The 24,236-nt window shown below is 49.1% G+C and carries 19 protein-coding genes; 5 read left to right on the top strand and 14 right to left on the bottom strand.

From position 1 onward, the window contains the following. Positions 1 to 8: 8 nt before the first annotated feature. From ACKU40_RS12300 to mraZ, 4 genes are all read right to left on the bottom strand, one after another. Entirely contained in the window at positions 9 to 1,955 is a 1,947-nt protein-coding gene (locus ACKU40_RS12300) for a penicillin-binding transpeptidase domain-containing protein (RefSeq protein ID WP_320173088.1), read from the bottom strand. A 24-nt stretch (positions 1,956 to 1,979) separates the two neighbouring features. Next, positions 1,980 to 2,267 (bottom strand): hypothetical protein, encoded by a 288-nt coding sequence (locus ACKU40_RS12295; protein WP_320173087.1) that lies wholly within the window; start codon positions 2,265 to 2,267, stop codon positions 1,980 to 1,982. A 5-nt stretch (positions 2,268 to 2,272) separates the two neighbouring features. Next, positions 2,273 to 3,247, bottom strand: coding sequence for a 16S rRNA (cytosine(1402)-N(4))-methyltransferase RsmH (rsmH, locus tag ACKU40_RS12290; protein WP_320173086.1), 975 nt, complete (start codon positions 3,245 to 3,247; stop codon positions 2,273 to 2,275). A gap of 133 nt (positions 3,248 to 3,380) precedes the next feature. Beyond that, the gene (gene mraZ / locus ACKU40_RS12285; RefSeq protein ID WP_320173085.1) at positions 3,381 to 3,830 is read right to left on the bottom strand and encodes a division/cell wall cluster transcriptional repressor MraZ; all 450 of its coding nucleotides are present in this window, start codon (positions 3,828 to 3,830) and stop codon (positions 3,381 to 3,383) included. Positions 3,831 to 4,264: 434 nt separating this feature from the next. Here mraZ and ACKU40_RS12280 point away from each other — a divergent pair, with 434 nt between their 5' ends. Further along, the gene (locus ACKU40_RS12280; RefSeq protein ID WP_320173084.1) at positions 4,265 to 5,275 is read left to right on the top strand and encodes an HD domain-containing phosphohydrolase; all 1,011 of its coding nucleotides are present in this window, start codon (positions 4,265 to 4,267) and stop codon (positions 5,273 to 5,275) included. Between the two features lie 85 nt (positions 5,276 to 5,360). Here the strand turns inward: ACKU40_RS12280 and ACKU40_RS12275 are convergent, their stop codons facing one another. The 4 genes from ACKU40_RS12275 to rlmD form a co-directional block, all read right to left on the bottom strand. Then, positions 5,361 to 5,846, bottom strand: a complete 486-nt coding sequence (locus ACKU40_RS12275; RefSeq protein WP_320173083.1) for a CBS domain-containing protein — start codon at positions 5,844 to 5,846, stop codon at positions 5,361 to 5,363. A gap of 124 nt (positions 5,847 to 5,970) precedes the next feature. Continuing rightward, a complete protein-coding gene (locus ACKU40_RS12270) occupies positions 5,971 to 7,215 on the bottom strand; it encodes an HD domain-containing protein (RefSeq protein WP_320173082.1) in 1,245 nt (414 codons plus the stop codon). Between the two features lie 56 nt (positions 7,216 to 7,271). Then, positions 7,272 to 11,192, bottom strand: a complete 3,921-nt coding sequence (locus tag ACKU40_RS12265) for a class I adenylate cyclase (protein WP_320173081.1) — start codon at positions 11,190 to 11,192, stop codon at positions 7,272 to 7,274. Between the two features lie 17 nt (positions 11,193 to 11,209). Next, positions 11,210 to 12,607 carry a 23S rRNA (uracil(1939)-C(5))-methyltransferase RlmD gene (gene rlmD, locus ACKU40_RS12260; protein WP_320173080.1) on the bottom strand — a complete coding sequence of 466 codons (1,398 nt, stop codon included), beginning with the start codon at positions 12,605 to 12,607 and terminating at the stop codon, positions 11,210 to 11,212. 39 nt (positions 12,608 to 12,646) lie between these two features. On the opposite strand from rlmD, the gene ACKU40_RS12255 reads away from it, so the two are divergent. Beyond that, positions 12,647 to 12,955 carry a hypothetical protein gene (locus tag ACKU40_RS12255; RefSeq protein WP_320173079.1) on the top strand — a complete coding sequence of 103 codons (309 nt, stop codon included), beginning with the start codon at positions 12,647 to 12,649 and terminating at the stop codon, positions 12,953 to 12,955. 111 nt (positions 12,956 to 13,066) lie between these two features. Continuing rightward, positions 13,067 to 13,789, top strand: a complete 723-nt coding sequence (locus ACKU40_RS12250) for a septal ring lytic transglycosylase RlpA family protein (RefSeq protein WP_320173078.1) — start codon at positions 13,067 to 13,069, stop codon at positions 13,787 to 13,789. 82 nt (positions 13,790 to 13,871) lie between these two features. Here ACKU40_RS12250 and ACKU40_RS12245 read toward each other — a convergent pair whose 3' ends face one another. From ACKU40_RS12245 to ACKU40_RS12225, 5 genes are all read right to left on the bottom strand, one after another. Then, positions 13,872 to 14,375, bottom strand: a complete 504-nt coding sequence (locus tag ACKU40_RS12245) for an FxsA family protein (protein ID WP_320173077.1) — start codon at positions 14,373 to 14,375, stop codon at positions 13,872 to 13,874. 26 nt (positions 14,376 to 14,401) lie between these two features. Continuing rightward, positions 14,402 to 15,124 carry a sulfite exporter TauE/SafE family protein gene (locus tag ACKU40_RS12240; RefSeq protein ID WP_320173076.1) on the bottom strand — a complete coding sequence of 241 codons (723 nt, stop codon included), beginning with the start codon at positions 15,122 to 15,124 and terminating at the stop codon, positions 14,402 to 14,404. Between the two features lie 111 nt (positions 15,125 to 15,235). After that, complete coding sequence (locus ACKU40_RS12235; RefSeq protein WP_320173075.1) at positions 15,236 to 16,765, bottom strand: 30S ribosomal protein S1; 1,530 nt, start codon at positions 16,763 to 16,765, stop codon at positions 15,236 to 15,238. A gap of 120 nt (positions 16,766 to 16,885) precedes the next feature. Next, complete coding sequence (locus ACKU40_RS12230; RefSeq protein ID WP_320173074.1) at positions 16,886 to 17,638, bottom strand: acyl-CoA dehydratase activase; 753 nt, start codon at positions 17,636 to 17,638, stop codon at positions 16,886 to 16,888. Positions 17,639 to 17,690: 52 nt separating this feature from the next. Continuing rightward, positions 17,691 to 18,968 (bottom strand): double-cubane-cluster-containing anaerobic reductase, encoded by a 1,278-nt coding sequence (locus tag ACKU40_RS12225; protein ID WP_320173073.1) that lies wholly within the window; start codon positions 18,966 to 18,968, stop codon positions 17,691 to 17,693. Positions 18,969 to 19,173: 205 nt separating this feature from the next. On the opposite strand from ACKU40_RS12225, the gene ACKU40_RS12220 reads away from it, so the two are divergent. Beyond that, positions 19,174 to 20,748: a SidJ-related pseudokinase gene (locus ACKU40_RS12220; RefSeq protein WP_320173072.1), complete on the top strand. Its 1,575-nt coding sequence runs from the start codon at positions 19,174 to 19,176 to the stop codon at positions 20,746 to 20,748. Between the two features lie 103 nt (positions 20,749 to 20,851). Next, on the top strand, positions 20,852 to 21,784 hold the full coding sequence (locus ACKU40_RS12215; protein WP_320173071.1) for an alpha/beta hydrolase: 933 nt from the start codon (positions 20,852 to 20,854) through the stop codon (positions 21,782 to 21,784). A gap of 41 nt (positions 21,785 to 21,825) precedes the next feature. Here the strand turns inward: ACKU40_RS12215 and pbpC are convergent, their stop codons facing one another. Further along, positions 21,826 to 24,132: a penicillin-binding protein 1C gene (pbpC, locus tag ACKU40_RS12210; protein WP_320173070.1), complete on the bottom strand. Its 2,307-nt coding sequence runs from the start codon at positions 24,130 to 24,132 to the stop codon at positions 21,826 to 21,828. Positions 24,133 to 24,236 lie beyond the last annotated feature (104 nt).

Genomic DNA, 24,236 nt, shown 5'->3' with positions numbered 1-24,236 from the left:
TCCTTTAACTAAGAAACCCAGAGCACCATTTCAGCTTTCTCATCCTCTGGCCATTTGGCACCAGCGGCGGGCAGCTGTTTGGTTACTGTCATCCCCTGTCCTTTCAGTGTGGGGACAAATCCTTTCTGGACCAATATTTCAATTGCCCTGCGAATGGGCATTCCCTTCAAATCAGGTACATTCTCCCCGGAAGCGGTTATTTTTGCCGGGGTGGCACGCAACGCCTTTTTAGGCATTGCAGTAAATGTCTGTCCGGCGGCCATTACAGGAGTGGGCTTCCGGTGCTCAGGCAGCTTGCCGTAATAGGCAAGTGTTTGAGTCATAATCTCTTTTACTGCCGGGGCAGCAACGGTGCTGCCGTAGTGGTTCGGTTTCGGATCGTCGACCATCATGTAGACGATGTAATCGGGGTTGTACCCCGGCACCAGTGCCACAAAGGAGGCTATGTATTCTGTTCCGTAGCCGCCTTTCCTGTGAGCTTTCTGCGCAGTTCCTGTTTTTCCCGCAACGGTGGTTCCGCTGATTCTGGCCTTACGTCCGGTTCCGTCGTCCTGTACTACTTCGCGCATCATTGCGAGCACTTTTTCAGCCACTTCCGCACTGAATATGCGTTTGGGCTGATCATCCTGATCGGAGCGGGGGTATTGCACCAATCGGAGCGGTTTTTCAATACCTTTGTTGGCAATGGTCAGATAAGCTTTTGCCATCTGCACGGTGGTAACACCGACACCCTGCCCGAATGAACCGGCAGCCAAGTCTATTTCATTCCATTTAGCGGCCGGGCGGATCAGCCCCATGCGGTCACCGGGAATCGGCAGGCCTGTTTTCTGACCGAATCCGAGGTCGGTAATGAACTTATGGTAGTTCTGTACTCCCAGTTCCAGTCCGATCTTGGCGCAGCCGATATTGCTGGAGTATCTCAGGATTTTGTGCACCGGGAGCCACCCTTCTTTATGGGTGTCCTTGATGTACTTACCGTTGATTTTCCAGCGGCCGTTCTCACAGTCAAAGAGCTTTTCCGGAGTTACAACCTTGTGCTCAAGTGCCGCAGCCATAAGGAAGGGCTTGAAGGTTGAACCTGGTTCATGAACGTCAAGCGCCGCACGGTTCCTCCAGATATTGGGGGAACTGGTGCGGAAAATATTGGGGTTGAAGAGCGGGAAGTTGGCGATAGACAGAATATCACCGGATGCTACTTCAACAACTATGGCTGACCCCCACTTGCCGTTGTATTTCTTTACTGCTTCAGCCAGAGCATTTTCAGTGACTGACTGCAGGTGGGAATCAATGGTCAAGTGGATATCTTTGCCGCGCACATCCATTTCACGGCCCATGGCATCAAGGTAGAGCCTGCGGCCGGATGCATCGCGCTGCACAACAAATTGCGCCTTGCGTCCTGCAAGGCGGTCATTAAATTCCTTTTCAAGTCCTTCAAGCCCGTTGCCGTCAATCCCGGAAAAACCCAGCAGTTGCCCTGCAAGGTAGTTGTTGGGATACAGCCTGATGTATTCTGTGGTCAGGTATACACCGGGGAGTTTGGCCTGTTCGATCTTCTGGGCAATGCGGTCATTGATCTGCCGCTTGATCCAGATGAAGTTCGACTTACGGGACAGTTTTTTCCTCAGCTTCGCCTGTGAGATGCCGAGGATTTTTGAAAGCTTGTAGGCCGTGCCGTCCACATCGGTAACTTTTACCGGGCGGATATATACGGATGAAGCTTCAACGCTGGTTGCCAGCAGGTTGCCGTTGCGGTCAAAAATTGAACCGCGTTCTCCGCGTTCAAGTTCCGCAGCAAGATGCTGGCGGGAGACCATGCGTGACAGATCAGCCCCCTTGAACAGCTGCAGCCATGCCGCCCTGCCCAAGAGACCTGTCCAGACAAGGGCGAAAAGGACCATGACGAAGAGCAGCTTGGTTCTGCTCGACTTCAGGCTTTCTTTTTTCCTTTTAGCCATTGCTTAGGGCTCCCTGTTTTTTATCTATGGTTTTGCCTTGTTCGCGGGTCTTCTTATCTGCCCTTGCGAGGCCGGTCCGAAACCGTATTCTTTTGCCAGCTCCCTCAATCTTATTGGAGAGAGCAGATTGTTTTTTTCTACTTCCAGCTTTGCCGCCAGAGCTTCCTGTTCATCGAGCCGTTTTTCCATTCGCCTAAGGTCGTAAGCCCTGTCGACTCGCTCGATGTTCAGCCAGACCGAAACCAGCCCCAGTATAAGAGCCGATCCCATGGTCAGGGCCAGGGCCATGGCTATTCCCTTGGAATCACTCATGGCTGCTACCCGTCTTCTCCGGTCCTTTCGGCTACACGGAGTTTTGCGCTGCGGCTGCGTGTATTGACTTTCATTTCTTCCTCGGTGGGAAGAACCGGTTTTTTGGTCATCACGTTCATCAGCTTAACCTTCCCGCAGGTGCAGATTGGCTGCATGGGCGGGCAGTCACAGCTTTGAGACTGGGCTTTGAAGGTCTTTTTCACGATACGGTCTTCCAATGAATGGAATGATATGATCGCGACCCTTGCGCCGGGACTGAGCCTTTCCGGAATCCGGTCCAGAAAAGTCTGCAACTCTTCCAGTTCGGAGTTCACGGCGATGCGCAAGCCCTGAAAAGTTTTTGTCGCCGGATGGGTCCGGGACAATGCCCTGCGTTTGGCCGGGTATGCTTTTTCCACAATGGAGGCCAGCTGCAGGGTGGTGGTAATTTTTTCTTCTTCCCGGGCCGCAATGATCGCCTTAGTGATCTTGGAGGCCAGAGGTTCTTCGCCGTACAGTTTCAAAATCCTGTTCAGGTCGGAGTATGAACCTTTGTTGACAATGGAAGAAGCCGGGGGCATTCCGCCTGCCGGGTCCATGCGCATATCCAGCGGTCCGTCCTTGATGAAGCTGAACCCGCGCTCGGCGTGGTCCAGATGCAGGGAGGATACACCGAGATCAAGGACAACCCCGTCAACAGTGTCCCAGCCCAGTTCATCGAGGGCTGCTTCAAACTTACTGAAAGCAAGATGGAATCTGTGGGCACGGTCGCCGAAGGTAGCTAAACGTTCGCCAGCCAGTTCAAGGGCCTGCTCGTCGCGGTCCAATCCGGCCAGTTCTGCACCTTCGCCAGCGACTTTTAAAATTGCGCTGGAATGCCCGGCCATGCCGAGGGTACCGTCAAGGTAGCGGCCTCCGGGTTTGGGAGCCAGCCATTCAATGACCTCATTCAGCAGGACGGAAGTGTGAACCTCTTCAGGTATTAATTTCTTGCTTTCCATAATTTCCTGATCCAAAAACGTTTCACGGTTCAGGCCTTGACTCTGGGGGGAGCGGGGCAAACCAATGGCGGTTTTGAAAATCAAGTTTTAAAAATCAGTGACTGTGTCAGTGGGACGGAACAGCGAAAACAGGCTAGAACGGGAGTTCAACTCCGCATTCAGCCAATTCATCGGATACGTCATCAAAATCCTGTTCAAGCAGGGCTTCGTATTCCCGCTTATCCCAGATTTCAAATCTGTCGCCGACTCCGGCAAGGACCACGTCCTTGTCGAGTTTACCGCTTTTCCGCAAATAGGAAGGGATGGTGATTCGGCCTTGTTTATCAAGGCTTACTTCTTCGGAACCTGATATGATTATTCGGATGAAATTTCTGAGCTTCCGGCTGGGGCTCTTGATACTTGTGAGTTTCTCTTCGAGTACCGCCCAGTCCGGTGGTGTGAAGCCGACTATGTTTCCTTCGAAAATAGTCAAGGTCACGCAGCCTTCCGGGGAATCAGCATATACCTGATCCCGGTACTCCGGCGTAAGCATCAGTCTGCCTTTGGCATCCATGCTTCTATGTGCATGACCTCTGAACTTCATTTTTCTACCACTCAATCACACAGATTTACCACCAATTCCCCCCGTCTCACCACCTGTGTGTGAAAATGAGGAAAAAGTCAAGACCCCCTTCTGAAATAAAAGGGTTGAAAACAGGCTGTTTTCAATGCTTAAAGGGGATTTCCCTACTTCTAAAAGCTTATATATACGGACCTTAGAAAGAATTAATAAATGGAGAAAAAAAGTTTACATTTTTTTTAAAAATAATAGATAAAAATCGGAACATGTCGGACACAGACTTCACGAACAAGGATATGAGTGCTATAGGGCAGTTGAAAACGAAGATTTAAACCATTTTTTATAGCTTGGATCCGGTTGGCTTAACCTGAAGTGGTAACCCTGGGATTTGTTCTGGCCGCAAGATGTCAAGTGTAATTGTTTCAGCTGGTTATAAGGGATGAGGGTAAGGTTCAAATATGAGTGCAAGTAAAATGGATGTCCCCGAGGGTTTGAACGAGGAATATTACCAGATCAGTTCCGATATTCTTCAGAGCTTCAATAAATTCAGACCTCCTTTGGATATCTTTATGTTCATGGAGGATGTCGGCCGTATCGCGTCTTACTATAAAGTTGGCGGACGGTTGAGCAAAGAACAGATTGAGCAGCTGGCCGGATTGGTAAAAGACGGTTTTATCTTTGTTTCCCGTAAAGACCATCCTGTTTATGTAAAGCACATTGCCTACCAGCTGGATCTTGTGCTCATCGACCGTAATCTTAAGGAAAGCGAGATTGCGGATATTTTCATCGAAGCGCTGACCATGCGTATGAATGAGTTTCTGGACCAGCCTGTAGCGGCTGTCACCGATAAGCTCTGGGCCGACCTGATGGTCCTCACCGAATATCTTTGGAATGATCCCTATAGAATCAAGGCACTTGCCAAAAGGCTGCACAAAGAACACACCCTTGCCCAGCATAGCGTAAACTGTGGTGTACTCGCTCTTGCAATATTTATCCGTATGAAGGGTAAGAATTTTTCCAGTGGGGATATCAGCCGAAACCATTTTGACAGGCTCACTGCCGGTTTTTTTCTGCACGATATGGGTATGAGCAAGATTCCCCTGTTCATTAGGGAAAAGCCAAAACCGTTGACCACAGATGAACGACAGAAAGTGGATAAGCACCCCATGCTCGGTTATGAAATGCTTACCAAGCTCGATCTCAAGTACAAGGAAATTGAAGCTTGCGTCATTGAGCATCACGAAAGACTGAACGGTAAAGGGTACCCTCAGAAGAAGTCCGGGCGTGATATCAGTCAGTTGGGCCGTATTATCGCCGCGATTGATTCTTATTGCGCCATGATTACCAAGCGTCCCTTTGCTGAAGCAATTGACCCGCAGAAGGCTGCGGCGCTGATTTCACAGGACAAGGCTTACGATCCGGAAGTGACCAAGAATATTCAAGCCTGGGCCATGACTTTGAAGAAGTAAACTAGGCTCCTAGAAGATATAACGGCCCTGTTTTCATGACGAAAACAGGGCCGTTTTGTTTTTCAATAAATTAAAACTAAATCATTTAAAACTGCTGGACCAGATCGCGCGTGACTTCGCGATAGACATCGCTCAAGAGCACCACGCCGATAATGTTGCCGCCTTCCTGCACCAGTGCCCATGATCTTTTCTTTTTACGAAAGATTTCAAGTACAACCAGCATGGGGTCGGTGGGCTTAAGGATTACCACGTCTTCTTCAATATGCTCATCTAGGGATGCGGAGCAGCAGGCTGTTCCGGCACGTTTGAATGCCCGGTCCCAATCCGCTTCTTCGGTCAGAGTCAGGTCTTCATCTTTAAGCACCATGTCTTCCACTGCCTTGAGCAGGGTCCAGATGGAAACGACACCGCGCAGGGAACCGTTTTTCTTTTTTACCACCACAATATGATTGTCCGGTGCTTCTTTCATACTGTCCCGGAGTGCGCGTACTGCCTCGGCAAGGCTTGCAGAGTCTTCAATAGTGGAAAATTCTTCATTCATTATGTCCCAAGCTCTTTTTCTCAGCAGCATTTATTTCTCCTTTTTGATCAGTCCTGTGGTTAGCGGTCAGACAGCTGATTATTTTGACTTTGTCAGCAAACTATAATTCTTCACCGTAGTTAAATCATATTTCGCACATTCATGCAAAACCGTATTACTCAAAGTCAGCCAGCAGCGGCCCCACGTGAATTCCGGCAACTACCGGATCTTCCATATAACTCTGGCTGATGCGCCAGTATGCCTGATGCAGGTGCGGGGAAGTTATTCCGTTCTGCAGGGCGTTGTATGCTTCCATGAAGGCGGCCAGATGGTCGCAGAGCTTGAGCAGTTCACCGTCCTTTGGATCGTAGGAATCGTCATTGTAGCGGGCATCCAGTTCTTCAGTACTGATTTTTTTGGCCACTCCGCCAACTAGAGCTGCAGCATCGAACTCAGAACCGGTTTCCACTCCGAGGAAATAGCCCAGCCGGTCAGCAATCTGGTCGTAGCCGTTTTCTTTCAGCGGAGCCATAATCCTTCTTTCCATCTCCTGTTCTTCATATTCTCTGATCAGCTCGCCGATGGTGGGATCTGATTGTTTAACCGGAGATATAATGTCCCGGGTCAGCAGTTCAGGCATGTCATGGAAAAGTCCGGTGAAGAAATTGTTTTGTCGTCTGGAGGGGCAGGCTCCTTTTTCAAGACTGAAAAACCATGCAAAGGTGGCGACAATGAAGACGTGTCCGAGAACTGATGTTTCCGGGATACGCGGTGTCTGGGACCAGCGGGTCTGGAAGCGCAACCTTCCGCAGATGTCCGCGAACCTTCCCAGCGGGGTTGTTTCCGAATGGAGAAGTTCATTTACTCCGTCGAGGCCGGAATATGCTTTCAAGCGGTCAATGAAACTTTGTTCGATTCCAACCAGTTCATCATCCATCTGGTTGAGGTGCTTGAGCAGCTTGAATTCTGAATAGCTGGCGTACATGTGCGAGGCATCGAGAATCTGGCGTGAAAGGGCATTGTCATCGGGATTGAGGTGGTAATCGGTGAGCCTTTCCCAGAATTCCTTGCCCAAGGGCATGAGCCGCGGTCTGAGCTGTTTGAGAACCCATTTGGAAAGCTTGCGGTAGTGTTCGGGGTTCTCTTTAATACGGTAAAAGACCGGGGGCTTGATGTCTGTAATGACCATGCGGAAGAGGTATTCAAAGATGCCACCCTCGACAATTTCATTACCAAGCCTGATCTTTTCCCTTGTTTCAAGTTTCTCTCCGTTAAGAACAAAGAGAATCCATGCGGCGATCATCTTGTGGGCCTGTTTGTCCACCTCCACCATTTCCATGGGGCGGAGTTTGTCATTCCATCTTTTCATGAAGGAACCGGAAAAAATAAGTTGGAGCAGGCTTTTTCGAATTATTGGCATTGGAGCTTTCCTTTTATCTGTAATTTATCCGTCATGAAGGCTGTCGATCTATGGCCCTAATTTACCGGAATTTTTAGGTACGGACATTCTGCATTCTGCGGAACAAACTGGTTCATTTGAATTTCTCCATTGCAAAGAGCCCCCAATTCTTCCTTGAGGTATTGCTCCGGGGTTTCAATCAGTTTCATATTAACTTTGAGCGGCCTGCAGAAGACCTCACCCCAATTGGTGCTGTAGACCAAATGTACTTCCTGCACTTTTTTACTTTCAGGAGGAACGCACAGGTTCACGATAAAGAAACCTTTTATAAGGCGTTCAGGATTGAGGGTCTCCTCAATTAGCACGTTGAAAGTTTTCTTGGGCGGGAAGAACTGCATCATGTCGCTGAATAGTTTTTTTATTTCACGTTCCCGCAGAGGTCCGGAACTGATATCTGTTTTGACCTGCATGTTTTGGTCATACAAGCCGTTCAGGGCCAGCCAGACCAGCATGTAGTTGAGGTCCGGTCCTGACTCAATTCGGGTCAGGATGTTTCTTGCTCCGGATTCGTCAGGATATTCCCCGTAAATATTCCAGATATTACTCTTTTCAGTGCGGGATATATTGATGGAGTTGAAAAAGTGTGTTCTGGGCCCGGGCAAGGATAGGCGCAGGATTTTGTTGGTGCGCTTGGCAAAGGCAGAAAAAATTACTCTGCCCAAGCGGGTAAGATCTTCCGGGGTGATGGATACTCCGGGGAACTTGTCCTGCTCGCCACGGACCTTCATGTAGGTATTGACCATAAACTGGTTGACCCGCCTGCCCAGTTCAGCCACGGAACCGAAATCAGAAAGATCCTTGAAGTCCTCAAAAGCTCCGGTTTCTTCTCCGGAGAGGTTCATGGTGAATTCTATCAATTCAATTTCTTCGGCTCTGCTTGGGGTGGACTGGATCTCTCTTTCATTGACCAGACCGCATTTCAGGCGCAGGGCCATGGCTGTCAGCCAGATGTATTCATCATTACCTTGCGTGCGGTAAAAGTCTGCAAGCTCCTGATATAGCCGCATGTATGGATCAACCCGTTTTATCCTGCGCTTTCCACTGAGGATGTTCTTTTTCAGTTTCTCGCAAAGCAGGGAATATTTACTGTCCGAGGTGTAAAGCTCGAGTAAACCGAATTTCATTATTGATTTAAAAGGACTTTTGATCCCTTTTACAATCTGCCAGAGTGAGGCCCCGAAGAACTCCTCGACCGGAATGTTAGGGATATTGCCGAGGTCCACACAAAAATCTTTGCCTTTGAGTAAAGCTACTTTCTTCTTACTGTCAGCGTATGCTTTGTCACTGGCTTCGGGCGGGGTGAACCACCACAGGGGAGGCTTGCCCGCCAGCAGCAGTGCTGTGCGGTAGAATTCTTCTTTTAATATGGCGCTTTGCGCTGAACCGGAACTCTCTTCATCACTTAATCCAAAAATATTATCGCGGATTTCACGGGTATCCATGATGAAAAAATGAATTTCAAGACCGAATTCGTTCAGGGCCCATTTTTCAATGGCTTGTAATTTGACGCCTAACCTTTCCCTGTTTTCGGGGGACTTCCCTGCAAAATTACAGCATACCCAGCAATCAAGGTCGGAGTCCGGGGTCTGGGCTATGGTTCCGGTACTGCCGATGGACATGAAAGCTTCTATGGGAGTGGCTGATTCCGTGCTGATTTCATATTTTGTCTCCGGAAAAAATTCATCCAGCAGGCTGATTACCTGCGGAGTAAGTTCATAGCTGCAAATCCTTGAACTCATGTTCAGAGGATCCATTCCCGATTTGATTTCAAACACATTTGTATGCAGCAGAGCGGGAATAATTTTCAGGAGTTTTTTGCTCTTGCTGTCCAGCTTGGATTCAGCCCAGTCCAGTCTTCTGCTGTTATTTTCTGCAAAGCAGGCATGGCAGTGTTCGATATCCTTTAGCGCGTACCAGCGTTTTATGGCTTTGTGCAGAACCCCTCGTCCATATTCATTGATCTCTCCGAATCCGGCAGATCTTTTTTTATGCCTTTCCCTGTTGCTGAGCTTTGATGCAAATGTCCGTTGCATTGCTTTGAGCATAACAGGTGATTCTGATTTTACATTGCTTACCCTGCAATGTCCGGTATTACACTGCGTAAAGGATGAATAATAGACGTTTGAATCTTTGAAGAGAGTGGTTTCGAAGTTTGAGAAAGTGAAGTCGCAGCCTTTGACATCAGCTTTATAAAAGAAAGCCTCGCGCAGGTCGCAGATTTGAAACATCACTCCGTTGAAACGTGTCCGGCAGAAATAAGCTCCGGGAGCAGCAATTGCATTGAACTTGCAATTCTTGAAATTGCTAAGGAAAGTCACTGCGGAGTCTAAGTGTGAGGTGTTAAAAGTACAGTTTTCAAACTCACAATCATAAAAAGTTGCTTCATCAAGGGAAGAGCTGTTGAAGTTGCAATCCTTGAATTCTGATTCCAGAAAAATTGTATTGCTGAAAGTGCAGCCTTCAAAAGTGCAGTTTCTGAAGATGCATTCTTCCATGAATGATTCTTTGAATTCGCAGGCGGAAAAAGTTGAATTTTGAATGGTCAGACCTCGGGAGAGGCTTTTCCATTTGTTGAGCTTGTGCAGTCTTTGGTTGGTTATCTGCCCGTCGGTGTGTATGTCGGGCATGCCGTCTGATTGAACAATATTTTTGCCGAAAATGCGTTTAAATCCGGTCTGTTCCTGCTCTTTGTTTTCAATGTTCAGTACAATAGGACCGCCCTGTTTGATGAAATCGACCCCGGGGACTCTTTTGCCCTCCGGCATTTCAGGGCGAACCGGTTCGCTAAGACTGTCGATGTCCATGACGCCGGCCAGAATCGGTTTGAGGCTGTTTTTCTTATTGCTGCGCGAGATTTTCAGGACATTGTTTAATAGTTGTCCGAAGCACTGCGGGTCTTCTTCACTGATTGTTGAAAAAAGGACAGCCAGGACCGGAGTATGGTAGCCTACGGAAATCTCCTTCATGAAGCGGGTGAAGTTTTCACTGTTGAGCAGAGGAACTCTGTTGATCAATTCTGCACGGAGTTTTGGGGCTTCATTGAAAATCTGAGCGAAAATCCGTCCCCTGCGGCTGCCTCCGAATTTTGTGATGATATCCATGGCTGCCTTGGCCAGAGGCAGGGAAGGGGATTGCGCCAGAGGTAAAACTTCTTTTAACAGCTCGTCGTCAATCTCATCGGCCAATCTTTCCACCGCGCGGAGCACCTTTTCCATGATGATGGGGTCCATGGTTTTCAGATGGAATGAAATATCCGCAACCATTTCCCCGTCAGGGTAGGGGGGCATGCTATCAGCGCAGAGGGTTATTTCTTCTAGGCTTTCCGGTTCATGCAGTTGCCTGCGGCATTCTTTGCCATAGTTTCCGGAAATGAATTTAGACAATGACTTGAAGGTCAGTTGCCCTTTGCGGGTCCCGTTTTTATTGAAGAATTCGATGCTGTCGAGCAGTGCTATCCCCTTAGCCTGTTCAATGACTGATTCAGCAAATTTAATTCTTTCCGGAACTTCATCGTTATGGGCAACCAGCATGCGGTCTGCCACAGCAATGGCAGTGTCTTTGGGCTGTCTGGAAAACCAGCTTTTAAGACGGGAAAATGGAAGCATACGGTTGCAGAGCAGAGAAGCAGCCAGATTTCTTCCGCACGGCCCCATCTGCGAAAGATAGTCGAGACACAGGTCTTCGGTAGTATCTTCAGGGACCGGAGCATAAGAAATCTTGCCGCTTTGTTCTGCTTCCAGTTCAATGGCTTTCAGGCATAGACCATAGAACAACATGGCGTATTTTGCAGACTCTATTGCGTCCGGAGGAGTCTGTTCCCTGCTGAATTTGCCGTCTATTTTATAGCGCAAATCCGCAAGTTGACGCTCTTCCGGGGGATAGAGATTCAGCCTGCGTAGTTCTCCAAGCAGGGTGTCATGTGTTTCTGTCTCAGCCATAAAATATCCTGACCTGTTTACCCGGTTTTCGTCAACAGCGCGATGGATTCAACATGGGCCGTATGCGGAAACATATCCACTGCAGCAAAGCGTTCCAGCTTATATTTGCCTTCCATTTTAGCAGCATCGCGGGCCAAGGTGGAAGGGTTGCAGGAAATGTATAAAATTTTCTCTGGTTCGAGTTCTATCAGTTTCTGCAAAGATGGATCGGGAACGCCGGAACGTGGAGGGTCCACAATTACCATATCAGGGTGTGGCAGATCTTCAGGCAGTCCTTTTTCGGATGCGAGGTTACCCACAATGTATTGCGTATTCTCCAGTCCGTTAAGCATTGCGTTGTCTTTTGCTGATTGAACCGATTCCTCGGAAACTTCAATTCCGATCATCCTGCCTACATCCTTGGCCATGAACATGCCTATGCCCCCGGAGCCGCAGAAAAGGTCCCATACAACGTCATCAGCTTTCGGTGCAGCCAGCTCTGCACTTTTTCGGTAAAGAACTTCCGCTCCTTTAGAGTTCGTCTGGAAAAAGGCATTGGGCGTGATACGGTAGCTGACTTCTCCGCCGTCTGCGCGGGGCAGGGTTTCGATGATATGTTCCTGTCCGGTTACAGATATAAGCCTTTCGCCGGTGGCGAGATCGGCACGTCCTTTGCGGGTGGAGTGCACGAAGCTTTTTAGCTGCGGGACGTTGTCAAAAAGGAGTTTGCCCAATCCCTTGATGGTGTGGTGGGATTTGGCCGGTCCGGTCAGCAGGTGAATCATCATCTCCCCGCTGTGGTGGGAAAAGCGGACAACCAGCTTACGCCAGTACCCGCCGCGATTGTGGCGGTAGGCACCGACATTCGTGCTCGCACAATAGTCACGGACCAGTGCCGGAATGTCGGCACATTGTTCGGGGAGCAGCGGGCAGCTGGAAATATTCAGAACGTCTATTTCCGATCCACGCCGTTTGAAGCCCAGTTTCAGGGAATCGCCGATGCCGTGGAAGGAAAACTCCATTTTGTTGCGGTAGCCGTATTCCAACGGCGAAGGCAGGGCTTCTTTACCCATGCCCGGAGTCTCCGGCCCGATCTTGCCGATGCGTTCCAGAGTTTCGCATACCTGCCGTCCTTTCCAGAAGGTCTGGGCGGGATATTTAATATCCTGATGCAGGCAGCCTCCGCAGGACCCAAAATATTTACATGCCGGTGTCTGCTCATCTTCCACATGGTCGATGATTTCAGTGCGGCGTGCTTCTGCGAATCTTTTTTTAAGTTTGGTGATCTCGCAGCGAACTGTCTGTCCCGGCACAACTCCTTCAACAAACAGGGTCAGCCCTTCATAGCGGCCGATGCCTTTGCCTCCGAAGGCCAGTGATTCGATTTTTGTTTCAATTATATCGCCCTTACAGATGGGCTTGTTATCATTACTCATGTTTGACAGTTCTCCTTTGACCGCTGTACGCTTCGGTCCATGATTGATAAAGCAACAGCACTTGAATCGGTTTTGCGGAAGCTTAAAAAACTTCCCGTGGGGCATTGCATAGACCTGCGCACCTATAAACGCAACCGTTCCCTTTTAATTTTACATGTACGGGAGCAGCAGTATATTATTTACGAAGACGGTTATGAAACAATCGCGCATCAATCCGCATTAAAGGATATGAAAAAGTTATTGAAAACTTTGTTTAAAAGAGAGTTCCCGCGAAGCAACAAAATCCGCATGTATGAACTTGGTGAATATGACGAGGAAAAGCACCGCCGCGAAATGAAGAAGTTGTAGGTGTCTCGCATTTGGCACTTTCTTCGTCGTTTGTATGCGCTGACGCTTGCCACCGACTCGAAATCTGCATAAAGGTAACATGCATTGTACTAAATTCGGCAGGAGAGATAAATGATCAGATGTTTTTTCTTGGTGCAGCTTTTGCTGCTGATGGTTGCGGTTCCTTCTTTTGCACAGGATAAAGCTCAAAACGGTACGGAAGACGTTTCCGTGTCCGAAACAATTGTAATTCCTGCTGACTATAAAGAGGAAGGCATGGCTTCATGGTATGGCGAGAAGTTTCAGGGAAAGCTTACTGCCAGCGGTGAACCTTATGACATGAAGAGAATGACCGCCGCCCATAATTATCTGCCATTGGGCGTGAAGGTGAATGTAACCAACCTCAGCAACCAAAAGAAAGTCGCAGTAATTATCAATGACCGCGGCCCATTTGTTCCTGATCGAATTATCGACCTTTCCCGCGCCGCAGCTCAGCAGCTTGGATTTATTGATGCAGGTAAAGCCAAGGTTCTCATTGAGCCCTACCGACCGGAACCTGAGCCCAAGCCTGCTGACGCAACTACTTCTGCTGTGGTGTACAAGAAGCTTTACGGCGCATTTTACATTCAGGCCGGAGCCTACAAGGTTAAAGCTAACGCCGACCGTCTTATCGAAAGACTTAATAAAGCCGGATTCCACAATACCCGCACCGTCCGTGTTGTTACCGACAGTGCTCAGATTTTCAAAGTCCAGCTGGGCATGTACAAGACTTTAGCTAATGCCCGTAAAGCGCACCTCTCTTTAGGTAAGGGCTTTCCCGGTACGTTTATTCTGGCGGATGTGATTCAGGATTAATTTTTTTAAAGCGTAAAAGCAAAAAGCCCGCAACACGAACTGTGTTGCGGGCTTTTTTTATAGAATTTTGCGGATGCAGTTTTTACTGCAGCGGCTTATCGTCTTTTTTATCTTCAACTTCAACATCAATGACATCGTGGTCATCAATGCGTCTTCTGGGTTGTTCTTGATTGGTCCAGGCGGTGAATTCGGAATTATGATGCACCACGTGGATGTTGGGGTTGTTCTTCATGTTTTCAAACTGGGCTCTGAGCATCCGTTTAAAATATCCGCGGGTCAGCGGGAAGAGGATGAGTAAACCGAATATGTCAGTCATGAAACCCGGGGTCAGCAGGACCAGACCGGCCAGAAAGATCAATACTGCATCGAGGATGTCCTCGGCGGGCATGATTCCCCGATTGAGGTTTTCCTGAACCTTTTGCATGGTGGCCACGCCTTGTGATTTGGCAAGAGCAGCACCCACAAAGGCGGTCAGCAGACAAAGGGCAATAGCATTGAGGGTCCCGATTTTTGAGCCGATCTGAACCAGAATGTAGAGATCGATCAAGGGAATGAGGACAAAACCCAGAAAAATCTTAGCGAACATTTAGTCTCCCGTGCTTAATTTCCTAGTTAGACGTTCTGGAATATAAGCATCAATCCCATGATGACAAGAAGTGTCATGACGATTCTGCTGTAGAATTCGTCAGAAAGACGGTTGGAGAGCTTGTTACCGAGGTATGTCCCGGCGAAAATGGGTAGGACTGAGGCCAGCACCAGCTTGAAAGCTAATAATGTTGTAAGTCCGCTGAGGAGATGTCCTGCTGCGGCCAGTATGCCGGAAAACAGGAACAGGCTGACCAGAGTTGCTTTTACCGTATCTTTTTTCCAACCCTGAATTGAAGCGTAGATAATACTTGGCGGTCCTCCTGCGCTTACAGCCGCAGCTATTGATCCGGTAAGGAAGCCCGCAAAGTATCCCCATTTATTGCTGATGTTGAATTTAGGCGTCCTCGCCAGCAGGGAATACGCTGCAAATCCGGCAATCAGGAAGCCGAGGAATAACCTGATGTAATCCCCGTTGATTTCTTTCAGCATCATAGTCCCTAAGATTGATCCGGGAATACTGCCTATAATAAGGGGAAGGATTTTGGAGCGGTCAAGACTTTTGCGCAGCCTGTTGGTCATATACATATTAATGACCAAGCCGCAGAGAGTACAGACCGGTACTGCTAATTTAATGTCGACAATAATTGCAAGAAGGGGCATGGCAAGCAGAGCCTGACCGAAACCGGTTAAACCCTGAACCATTCCTGCTGTAAAAAAAATAGCTGGTACAAGCAGAAAAGGAGACATCCGGGAATCCTTTATAAAATTGGGCTGCTCTAGGCAGATTGAGTGGTGGAAATATTTGCGGGAAAATAAAAAAGGCCGGACTTGTTTCAAGAAGCCCGGCCTTAGGAATGACTATTTTTTGTTTTTCATGGCTTCTTGAAGCTTGTCACCAAGCAGGCCGCCGAAACCGCCGGAACCACTGGAAGTACCTGCGGCACTTGAAGAGGAAGAGTTTTTGGGAGCGGATTTGCGGGGTGCAGACTTCTTGGGAGCGGACTTGGTGTATTCTTTCCAGTCGCTGTCTCCGTCAGCTTTCTGTGCTTCACCTGCGGTGAGGGTTACCTTGCGGTCTGTGGTGTTGATCTCTTCGATGGAGATTTTAACCTTGTCACCGGGCTTAAGGGCTTCAAGTTCAGCCTGTTTGCCGGAACGGGTGATGCGGGACATGGGCAGCAGGCCGGTGATACCGGGAGCGAGGTTGATGAAGATACCGAATTCAGCACGGTTTTCCACGGTTCCTTCTACTTCCTGACCAATCTTGAAAGTGTCTTCCATGTCCATCCAGGGATCGCCTGCAGCTTCTTTAATGGAAAGGCCGATGCGGCGTTTGACCGGATCGATCTCTTTGATCATGACAGCAACTTCCTGACCGGGGGAGACTTCTTCTTCAGGTTTGTGAACGCGCTTGGTGTAGCTCATTTCAGAAACATGAACGAGTCCTTCGATGCCGGGAGCGATTTCAACGAATGCACCGAAGTCGGCACAACGGACAACAGTACCGGTGGTCTTGTCTCCGGCCTTGAATTTATCGCCGATTTCATCCCAGGGATCAGCCTGCAGCTGTTTGAGGGAAAGACTTATTTTGAGGCCTTTACCGTCTTTGCGTGATTCAATGGACAGGATGCGAACGGATACTTCATCGCCGGGCTGGACAATGTCCTCAGGCTTGGCGGAGCGGGACCAGCTCAGTTCGGAAATGTGAACCATGCCTTCTACGCCGGGAGTAAGTTCAACAAATGCGCCGAAAGGCATCAGTTTGGTGACCTTACCTTCCATTACTGCATCTGGCTGAACTTCCTGCATGAAGCTTTCACGTGCTTTTTCCTGTTCCTGTTCGAGAAGAACCCTTCTGGAAACAACAATGTTGCGACCGTTTTCTTCGAACTTGATGACCTGAAAATTGTGGGTGCTGCCAACGAAAGCTTCAGCATCTTCGACAAAAGAAGTGTCGATCTGGCTTACGGGGCAGAATACTTTGCGGTGCATCATTTTAACTCTGAAGCCGCCTTTGCAGGTTTCTGCAACCTTGCCTTCAACGGGGACTTTGTTCTCGTATGCTTCACGCAGCATATTGAGTCCGCCCGCGCCGGACATGGCTTTGGAAAGGACGATTTCATTGTTGTTCATGGAAATAACGTAGAGTTCCACGGTATCTCCGTCCTTAACGGTCAGCTCGCCTTCTTCATCGGTCAGTTCATCACGGTCGACAATTCCATCCACTTTGGATCCGGTGTCAACGAACACGGAATCTTTGGTGATGGAAATGACGGTTCCTTTGATTTGGTCTCCGACCTGAAGATTGTCGTTGGATTCAGACTGGAAGGCTTCAAACAGTTCGGCAAAGTTCTCTTCGCCATTTGTTTCCAAGTTTTTCTCGGACATGCTCTTGTTTCTCCTGAAAGGGCAAATTGGTCCCGGCAAGGTAGGATATTTATAGCGCCGCGGACAAGGGGAACCTAACGGGAAAAGGCGCAATTTTCAAACGATTTATTCATATAATTTTTATTGCACCTTTCCGTACAGGGCTGCACCAAGTGCTCCTGCAAAATCAGGCTCTTCTGGAATGAGCGGGTCAATGTTCAAAGAGTCTTTCAACATGCTGACAACACAAGGATTATTGGCAACTCCGCCGGCGAAGACCAGCGGTCCTTTCAATCCGACTCGACCCAGCATGTTTGTGGTGCGGCGGACAATGGAACCATGCAGTCCCAGTGCAATATCGCGCGGATTTTTTCCTTGTGCCATGAGCGAGGTGGCTTCGGTCTCTGCAAAGACAGTACACATGCTGTTAATCATGAGCGGCTCTGTCCCTTCCAGAGCATAGCTTCCGAAATCCTCAATGGGTATTTGAAATACTGTCGCCAGATGCTCCAGAAATTTACCGGTTCCGGCGGCGCAGCGGTCATTCATTTCGAACTTCGCCACTTTGCCTTTGCCGAGCAATGAGATAGCTTTGGTGTCCTGTCCGCCTATATCCAGAATAGTCCGCGCTTCAGGGTAAAGATGAGAGACTCCCAGTGCATAAGCCTTAATTTCTGTCAGCGAGAAGCACTCACAACCGGTCAGTTCCTCTGTGACCAACTTACGTCCGTACCCGGTGGCTGCAATGCGATCCAGTTTGACGTCTTCAAGTATTGTTCTGATCTGCGCTGAGGGATCAAAAGTGGTAGGAAGCTTGCGTTTGAAAGCTATTTCATCACCCTCCAGAACAACCAGTTCCATGGAACGTGAGCCGATATCAATGCCAGCAATCATGAATACTCCAATTGTAAGGGGTGAATGTAGAACATCCACCCCTTTATAGAATCTAAGAGATAATTTCTACAAATGCTTCAACGCGAGTTTTTAATTGCTCGACATCTTCCATGCTGTAGTCGGTTTCAATTGCCAGCATGGGGACTTCGGCTTCAGCCAGAGCCTTTTCAACCTTGAAAGTTTCGTGAGTGTAAGGCTGGCAGAACATGAGCGAGTAGTGGATCACACCGTCAACGTTGGTTTCTTCGGCAAGCTTTTTGATGTTTTCAAGACGCTCATTGTTGGGAGTGAAGCAGGCACAGTCGATTTTCATGTAACGCTCGCAAATTGCGTCGATCATGTCTTCTACTGTTTCTGCAGATTCATCAACCAGATCACGTGTGTTGCGGGTACCGATGCAGGATTCCTCGGAAACAACTACTGCGCCGGAACTTTCAACAATGTAGGGCAGCTTCCAGTTGGGTACAGCCATGGGACATCCGGCGAGCATGAGTCGGGGAGTCTTTTCAGGAACGATACCTTTATTTTTAGCGATGCGTTCTTCAATCTGGTCGCAGAGAGTATTAATAGAATTGGTGAAGCGGATCGGATCATCGTAAAAGCTGACCTGATTGATGAGCAGTACATCACGTCCGGAAATGGGGGTGGGTACAGCAGCACGCAGGGTGTTCAAACGTTGCAGGGCGCGACGTTTGTCGTTGACGGTTTTGATGGATTTCTTGAGTGCTTCGGCAGTAATGGTCTTTCCGGTCAGCTTTTCAAGCTCTTCCTTGAAGCGCAGAACTTCGGCCTTCCAGAGGGCGCGGTCGGAAGCTTCTTTGCGCTGAGGGATTTCCATGACGTACATGGAGGCCATTTCGCCGAATGCTTCGTAGGCTTTCTTTTTACCGTCACAGGTTGTTTCACCGATGATCAGGTCGCAGGATTCGGTGTAAGGACAGATCTTAGCCATTTTAAAGCCGATGAAAGATTTGATCAGAGCACAGGTGTTGCGGGGAACAACTGTCTCTGCTGCTTCGGTTCCGGCCTCAGCTCCGGCACAAAGGCCGACCTGGATTGCATCCACAGCAAGGGTAAGTTCTTCAGGAACGAATACGCAGAAGGTCCCAATGACTTTGCGACCCTGTTCCTTGGCTTCAACCAGTTCCTGAATGCGCATTCCGTGTACTTCGGAAAGAACGAAATCAAGGTATTCCATACCCTGCAAGCGTCCCTGCTGGCTCATGTAGATGTCGCCGTAAAATTTTCCCAGAACTTCCAGCAGGCCTTCATGGGCCTCAATGTCGAGGTTCAGGTTTTCCCACATATCTGTGTACGAAGCTTTTTCCATGGTCAAATCTCCCAAATTAATTGTTGAAGAACATTGAGGCTAAATTTCTTTTGAATAAATGAGTTATGGGCTTGCTACAAATAGATTTAAACTATCTGTTTGATATTGAAGGATTTGTTTGCTCGATAGGAGGAGCGTGGCTGTGCTGGCTTTAATGCGGGCTTTCGTATAACTCCTTTCTGCACAAAATTTGTGAGGGGATAAATTGAGAAAAAACGAAGCGATTGCTTATGCGCGGGGATTAACTCCGGAACGAGAGTTCAGCGCTGCCTATATGGATGTACGTAACCTGCGTTCATTGATCCAGAAAGATCCTGAGTGTGCGGATAATGAGATTGTCCACGCGGTCTGGGATATGCTTATTGAACAGCGTTACAGCTCTCAGCGTATGTCTCAGCTCCTCTATCGGGAATGCGCCAAGACTCTTGCCGCTATCGGTCACGGCTGCCCGGACTCGGTCGTCTCGCATTCCGCCTTGCAATTACAAATTCAGGCTGCTTCCAGTTGCAAAAAATACGCTGCAGTTGAAGCCTCTGCAGGGCTGGGCGTTTTGCCTTTTGATATTTCCTTGCCAGACTCCCCGGAACAGTTTTCAGGTTTTGCGCCCAGTGTTAAATGGGGCACCCTGCTCACAAATGCCGAGGTTGTGGGGGAACCTGTCTTTTCAGGGCGTAGTGCGGTTATGGCGGCGAATGGCGAGAACCGTATCTTTGCCATTAAAATTTTACGCAAGGGCGAGAATCCCGAAGGGTTGCACCTTGAAGGGCGCTGGATGGAACGGCTGTGCAATGAAGGTGCTACGGCCGGTGTCCGTTTTGATTGTCCTCAGCCTTACACGATTGGCGGACACGTGGTTTTCAAGCTGGAAGGGCTGCCCTCAAGAGCTCCAGAAAATCTGCATGAAGAGCTTTATGCCATGGCCTATCATGCCCATAGCGATTATTTTATTTACCCCAATGATGACCGGGAAGATAAGCGCAGTTCAGCAGAAGAAATGTTGGAAATAATGGGCCGCAATTCTTTCCTGCTCGGGCAATTGGCCGGGCGGGGCATAGTGCATGATGCGCCCATCCCTCTTTTCCATAACCGTGTGCAGGCCACCAGACGTACTGATGAAGGCGTTTATGAATGGCGCAGGTTCGGACGTTTGGATCGCTGGCTGGATTCCTGCCGCTACCCTAACTTCGGGCGTTCAGGATTGCGGGACTTTGAGCATTTGCAGGTGATGAAGCCGGGGCGCGATTCCTTCTACTGGGTCATTGGTTCACATTTTATGTCCATCCTGCTGGTTCTGGGCAGCTGGTTTCGGGCGCAGGAGCCTGAACTTTGCGGTCTTGATGCCAATGGTGAGCCAATTGATGCCCGCCATTTATTCGATGCTGATTTCTTTGAACAGGCTGTTAAGCATTGTTTTGACCAATATTACCACGGGTTCACCGGAAAAGAATTTCATAATGAAATAAACCTGCACATCCCGGAACTGGTGCAGGATATGATCAATGAAATGGGTGTTGATCGCCATATGTTCGAATTCATGCGCGTAGTGGATCAGGAACTTCTGGAAGAAAAAGAGTTCCGCAAATATCTTATTAAATGCGGCATGGAACCGGATAAGGCATATTCCATCGAAAAGAATAAGGCAGACATTCCCCTGACCACCGGACCGCATCTCGGAGACTTCAACAGCACCATTTCATTGCCGGAAATTATAGAATGGTCGGCCATGGCTGCGGGGTGCTGCATTGCTTCGCGGGCTTTGGGTGATAGGTGGGATGCATAAAATAGATTTATACTGATCTTCAGTTCGACTTTATTCCCGTTCATACTTAGTGTAACAATGAGTAGACTGCTTTGTTAACATTTCCCCTGAAAAGGAGACGGGTATGAACCCTTATCGTCCAGCTAAGGCTGAAGATTATAAAGAATGTCTGGGGCATCCTTCACAGGTAGTAGATACTTCCGTAGGCCCTGTTGAATACGCTGATATGGGCGAAGGCTCTGTGCTCTTGAGCGTGCACGGAGGGCCGGGAGGATATGATCAGGGATTGGCAATCAGTGAGTGTTTTCGGCTTAATGGTTTCAGGGTTATCGCACCATCACGTCCGGGATATTTAGGTACTCCTTTGTCCAGTGGGCAATCTTTGGAAAGTCAGGCAGACGCTTTGGCGGCTATGCTTGATACTTTAGGTTTAGACAAAGTTGCTGTTCTGGGCGCGTCAGCAGGGGGACCGTCGACCTATCTGTTGGCGCAAAATCATCCGGATCGTGTGTCAGCTCTTATTGAAATCGATTCTGTTTGTATGCGTTATACAAAGGCTGATGAGATTTCCAAGGCTGAGGAACTACTATTTTTGAGTAAGGCCGGTATGTGGTTGATGGATTTTTTGATGAGCCATTTCCCGGCGGCAATGGTCAAAAGTTTCCTGCAAACTGAAAGTACTCTGGACAAGCACGAGATTCGCGAGCGGGTTAAACATGTTCTTAAGGACCCGGCAAAGATCGCCATGGTTGAGGTGCTGTCAAACACTATGACTACCAATTACGAGTTGCGTAAATCCGGTGTTGCCAACGATCTTGATACTATGCGCCCTCTTGATAGACTTCCTCTGGATAAGGTTTCATGTCCGGCTTTGATCATACATGGCGATGCAGATAATGACGTACCTCCGGCTCAAGCCGAATACGCTGCTCACTCAATTTCCGATGCAGAACTTTACTGGATCGAGAAAGGCTCGCATATGGGATTCTGGCTGGCTGACGGCGCTGAATCTGTCCAGCAGTACGCAGTAACATGGTTGCAGGATAAATTCCGTTAGCTGACTGTTAATCGAACTTTTTCAAATATTCTGTGTCGGGGCTAGCGCACCTCAAATTCAACTGCATCCACACGCCCGATCTCATCGCTAACTGAAATCCTGTGTTCCCCGACACTAACTTCCGTGAACAGCTTTTCATCAAATTTACCCTGACTGACCAAGCGTCCGTCGAGGAACCAGTATAAGGTCCCGCTATCCGGTCCGGCTTCGGCTTTGAGGGCGATCTGCTGGAATTTCAACGGGGTGTCCTTGCGCAGCAGGTAGGGTGTGTTTGCTGCCGGAGAGATTATCTTCGGGGCGATGCCGGAAGGAATCAGCCCGCAATCGTGTGCCAGCGGTGGCAGGTGCGGTACTTCGAGATTGTTTTCCGCCCGCCAACTGGTAAGTTTGGCTGGGATAGTACGGATGATTTTTGTCTTGATACCCTTGCGTCCGAGGCATTCACCGGAAATTCGGTAACCGCTTTTGGAATCCACAAAAATCTGGCGGCATTCTTCGCATGGATGCAGGCGTGTTTTTCCGGCAAGGGTGCGGATGGTTGCACGCTTGGTACAGAATGGTCCGGGAAGCTGACGGCTGTGTGCGCAGACCTCCACTTCGCTGAGACCTGAACCTTCCGGCGGCGGGGGGAGTTTGCCGCCCGGAGCAGCCACACGAAGCAGATCAAAAAGTAACGGTCCGCCATGCACAGCCCCGGATATTCCCTTGCGAGGCCTGCCGTCCGGGTTTCCAACCCATACGCCGATGGCGTAATCACCGGAAAGTCCCACAGCCCACGCGTCACGGTGTCCGAAAGACGTTCCTGTCTTCCAAGCTGCCTCTGGCATGTCGCGGGTCAGCATCCATGTGTCATTCATTTCCGGTCTGGTTACCGAGGAAAGCATTTCAAGGACAAGCCATGCTGCCTGCGGAGAAAGAATCTGTGTTTCTACCGTATTCTCATTGCTAGAAACGGTGAAAGATTTCAATTTTCCACCATCAGCTAATGAAGCATAAAGGTTGGTCAGTTCGGTCAGCTTGATTTCACAGCCACCTAAGGCAAGGGGCAGACCGTATTCCATGGGCGATTTATCAAGTGTGCTGATCCCGCCCTTTTTGAGCAGCTCGATAAATTCCGCTACCCCGGTGGCGGCGAGAGTGTTTACTGCCGGGATATTGAGGGATTTTGCAAGAGCCTCCCTTACCGTGACCTGTCCATGGTAGATGCGGTCGTAGTTCTGCGGGGAATATCCGGCATAATCCACGGGAATGTCGTAGACAAAAGAATCCGGGACCAGCTTGCCCTGATCGAAGGCCAGCCCGTAGATAAAAGGCTTGAGAGTAGAACCGGGAGAGCGTTTCTTGTCAGCCAGATTGATGGCTCCGCCGTACCCTTTTTCAAAAAAATCCGCCGAACCGACCAGAGCACGTATCTCGCGGCTGGGGATATGAATGATCACGCAGGCAGCGTTGTCGATGTCATCACCGCGCAGCCGGGCTACGTGGGTTTTGAGCATTTCCTGTGCGGCCTGCTGCAAAGTTGAATCAAGAGTCGTGGTTACTTCAGTTGCTTGCCCATTTCGCTCCAAGACCATGCGCGAAAAGTGAGGTGCTGCAAGTGGAACCGGTTTTATGGAATCCGGCAATGGCAGTTTCATGTTGCGTGCAATTTCATCTGCCGGGAAAACTCCTTTTGCCGACAGCTGATGCATGACACGGTTGCGCCCTTCGCGTGCCTGCTGCGTATTGCGCAGGGGATCATAATAGACAGGACCACGGGGAATTGTGGTCAGCAGAGCTGCTTCACCCAGCGAAAGTGTGTCCGGTTCATGTCCGAAATAGAAATGTGAAGCCGCGCCGACACCAACGATGTTTCCGCCGTAAGGCAGCATGTTCAGGTAGATTTCCAGCAATTCATCATTTGAATGATGCAGCTTGAGCTGTAAGGCTCGAAAAGCCTCAATGCTTTTAGCCCAGAGCGTTCTTTTCTTCGGCTCAGCCATACGCGCAATCTGCATTGGAATGGTCGAGGCCCCTGATACAACTCGTCCTGCAGCCATATTCATGAAGGCCGCACGGACAATGGAGATGGGGTTAATTCCCGGATGAAATTCAAACCACTGATCTTCCGAAGCAAGCAAGGTTTTTTTCAAGACCGGAGAAATCTTATCAAAATCCGCATGCATGCGTCGCGCCCCGTCCGTAGGCAGGAAAATACGCAACACTTTGCCATCACGGTCTTTTACAACCGAGGCAACTGGTTGATGCAGCTTGTGTTCAGGGAAAGGAAAAATCAGATCGAGCGCAAAAAAACATATGATGAGAAAAAGGATTGACCCACCAAGTATTAGAAGATTTCTGTTTCTCATCACGAAATAAACTTTACTGACAGTACAACTAAAAGTTTCTGAAGGGGATGGGGTCTGGGGAAGGGGAAACTCTTGCAAGAGTTTCCCCTTCCCCAGCCGCCGGA

The organism is Maridesulfovibrio sp. (genome assembly GCF_963666665.1).
In the GTDB taxonomy this organism is placed as follows: Bacteria; Desulfobacterota; Desulfovibrionia; order Desulfovibrionales; family Desulfovibrionaceae; genus Maridesulfovibrio.
Note: the sequence above shows the minus strand (reverse complement) of the source record. Positions and strands in the feature narration are given on the sequence as shown.

Excerpts from the sequence above, each read along its gene's own strand:
- ACKU40_RS12265 (WP_320173081.1), bottom strand. The coding sequence starts at position 11,192 with ATGGCTGAGACAGAAACACATGACACCCTGCTTGGAGAACTACGCAGG.
- ACKU40_RS12280 (WP_320173084.1), top strand. The coding sequence starts at position 4,265 with ATGAGTGCAAGTAAAATGGATGTCCCCGAGGGTTTGAACGAGGAATAT.
- ACKU40_RS12225 (WP_320173073.1), bottom strand. The coding sequence starts at position 18,968 with ATGGAAAAAGCTTCGTACACAGATATGTGGGAAAACCTGAACCTCGAC.
- ACKU40_RS12250 (WP_320173078.1), top strand. The coding sequence starts at position 13,067 with ATGATCAGATGTTTTTTCTTGGTGCAGCTTTTGCTGCTGATGGTTGCG.
- ACKU40_RS12230 (WP_320173074.1), bottom strand. The coding sequence starts at position 17,638 with ATGATTGCTGGCATTGATATCGGCTCACGTTCCATGGAACTGGTTGTT.
- ACKU40_RS12240 (WP_320173076.1), bottom strand. The coding sequence starts at position 15,124 with ATGTCTCCTTTTCTGCTTGTACCAGCTATTTTTTTTACAGCAGGAATG.
- rsmH (WP_320173086.1), bottom strand. The coding sequence starts at position 3,247 with ATGGAAAGCAAGAAATTAATACCTGAAGAGGTTCACACTTCCGTCCTG.
- ACKU40_RS12215 (WP_320173071.1), top strand. The coding sequence starts at position 20,852 with ATGAACCCTTATCGTCCAGCTAAGGCTGAAGATTATAAAGAATGTCTG.
- ACKU40_RS12235 (WP_320173075.1), bottom strand. The coding sequence starts at position 16,765 with ATGTCCGAGAAAAACTTGGAAACAAATGGCGAAGAGAACTTTGCCGAA.
- ACKU40_RS12270 (WP_320173082.1), bottom strand. The coding sequence starts at position 7,215 with ATGCCAATAATTCGAAAAAGCCTGCTCCAACTTATTTTTTCCGGTTCC.
- pbpC (WP_320173070.1), bottom strand. The coding sequence starts at position 24,132 with ATGAGAAACAGAAATCTTCTAATACTTGGTGGGTCAATCCTTTTTCTC.
- ACKU40_RS12300 (WP_320173088.1), bottom strand. The coding sequence starts at position 1,955 with ATGGCTAAAAGGAAAAAAGAAAGCCTGAAGTCGAGCAGAACCAAGCTG.
- ACKU40_RS12275 (WP_320173083.1), bottom strand. The coding sequence starts at position 5,846 with ATGCTGCTGAGAAAAAGAGCTTGGGACATAATGAATGAAGAATTTTCC.
- ACKU40_RS12255 (WP_320173079.1), top strand. The coding sequence starts at position 12,647 with ATGATTGATAAAGCAACAGCACTTGAATCGGTTTTGCGGAAGCTTAAA.
- rlmD (WP_320173080.1), bottom strand. The coding sequence starts at position 12,607 with ATGAGTAATGATAACAAGCCCATCTGTAAGGGCGATATAATTGAAACA.
- ACKU40_RS12245 (WP_320173077.1), bottom strand. The coding sequence starts at position 14,375 with ATGTTCGCTAAGATTTTTCTGGGTTTTGTCCTCATTCCCTTGATCGAT.
- mraZ (WP_320173085.1), bottom strand. The coding sequence starts at position 3,830 with ATGAAGTTCAGAGGTCATGCACATAGAAGCATGGATGCCAAAGGCAGA.
- ACKU40_RS12295 (WP_320173087.1), bottom strand. The coding sequence starts at position 2,267 with ATGAGTGATTCCAAGGGAATAGCCATGGCCCTGGCCCTGACCATGGGA.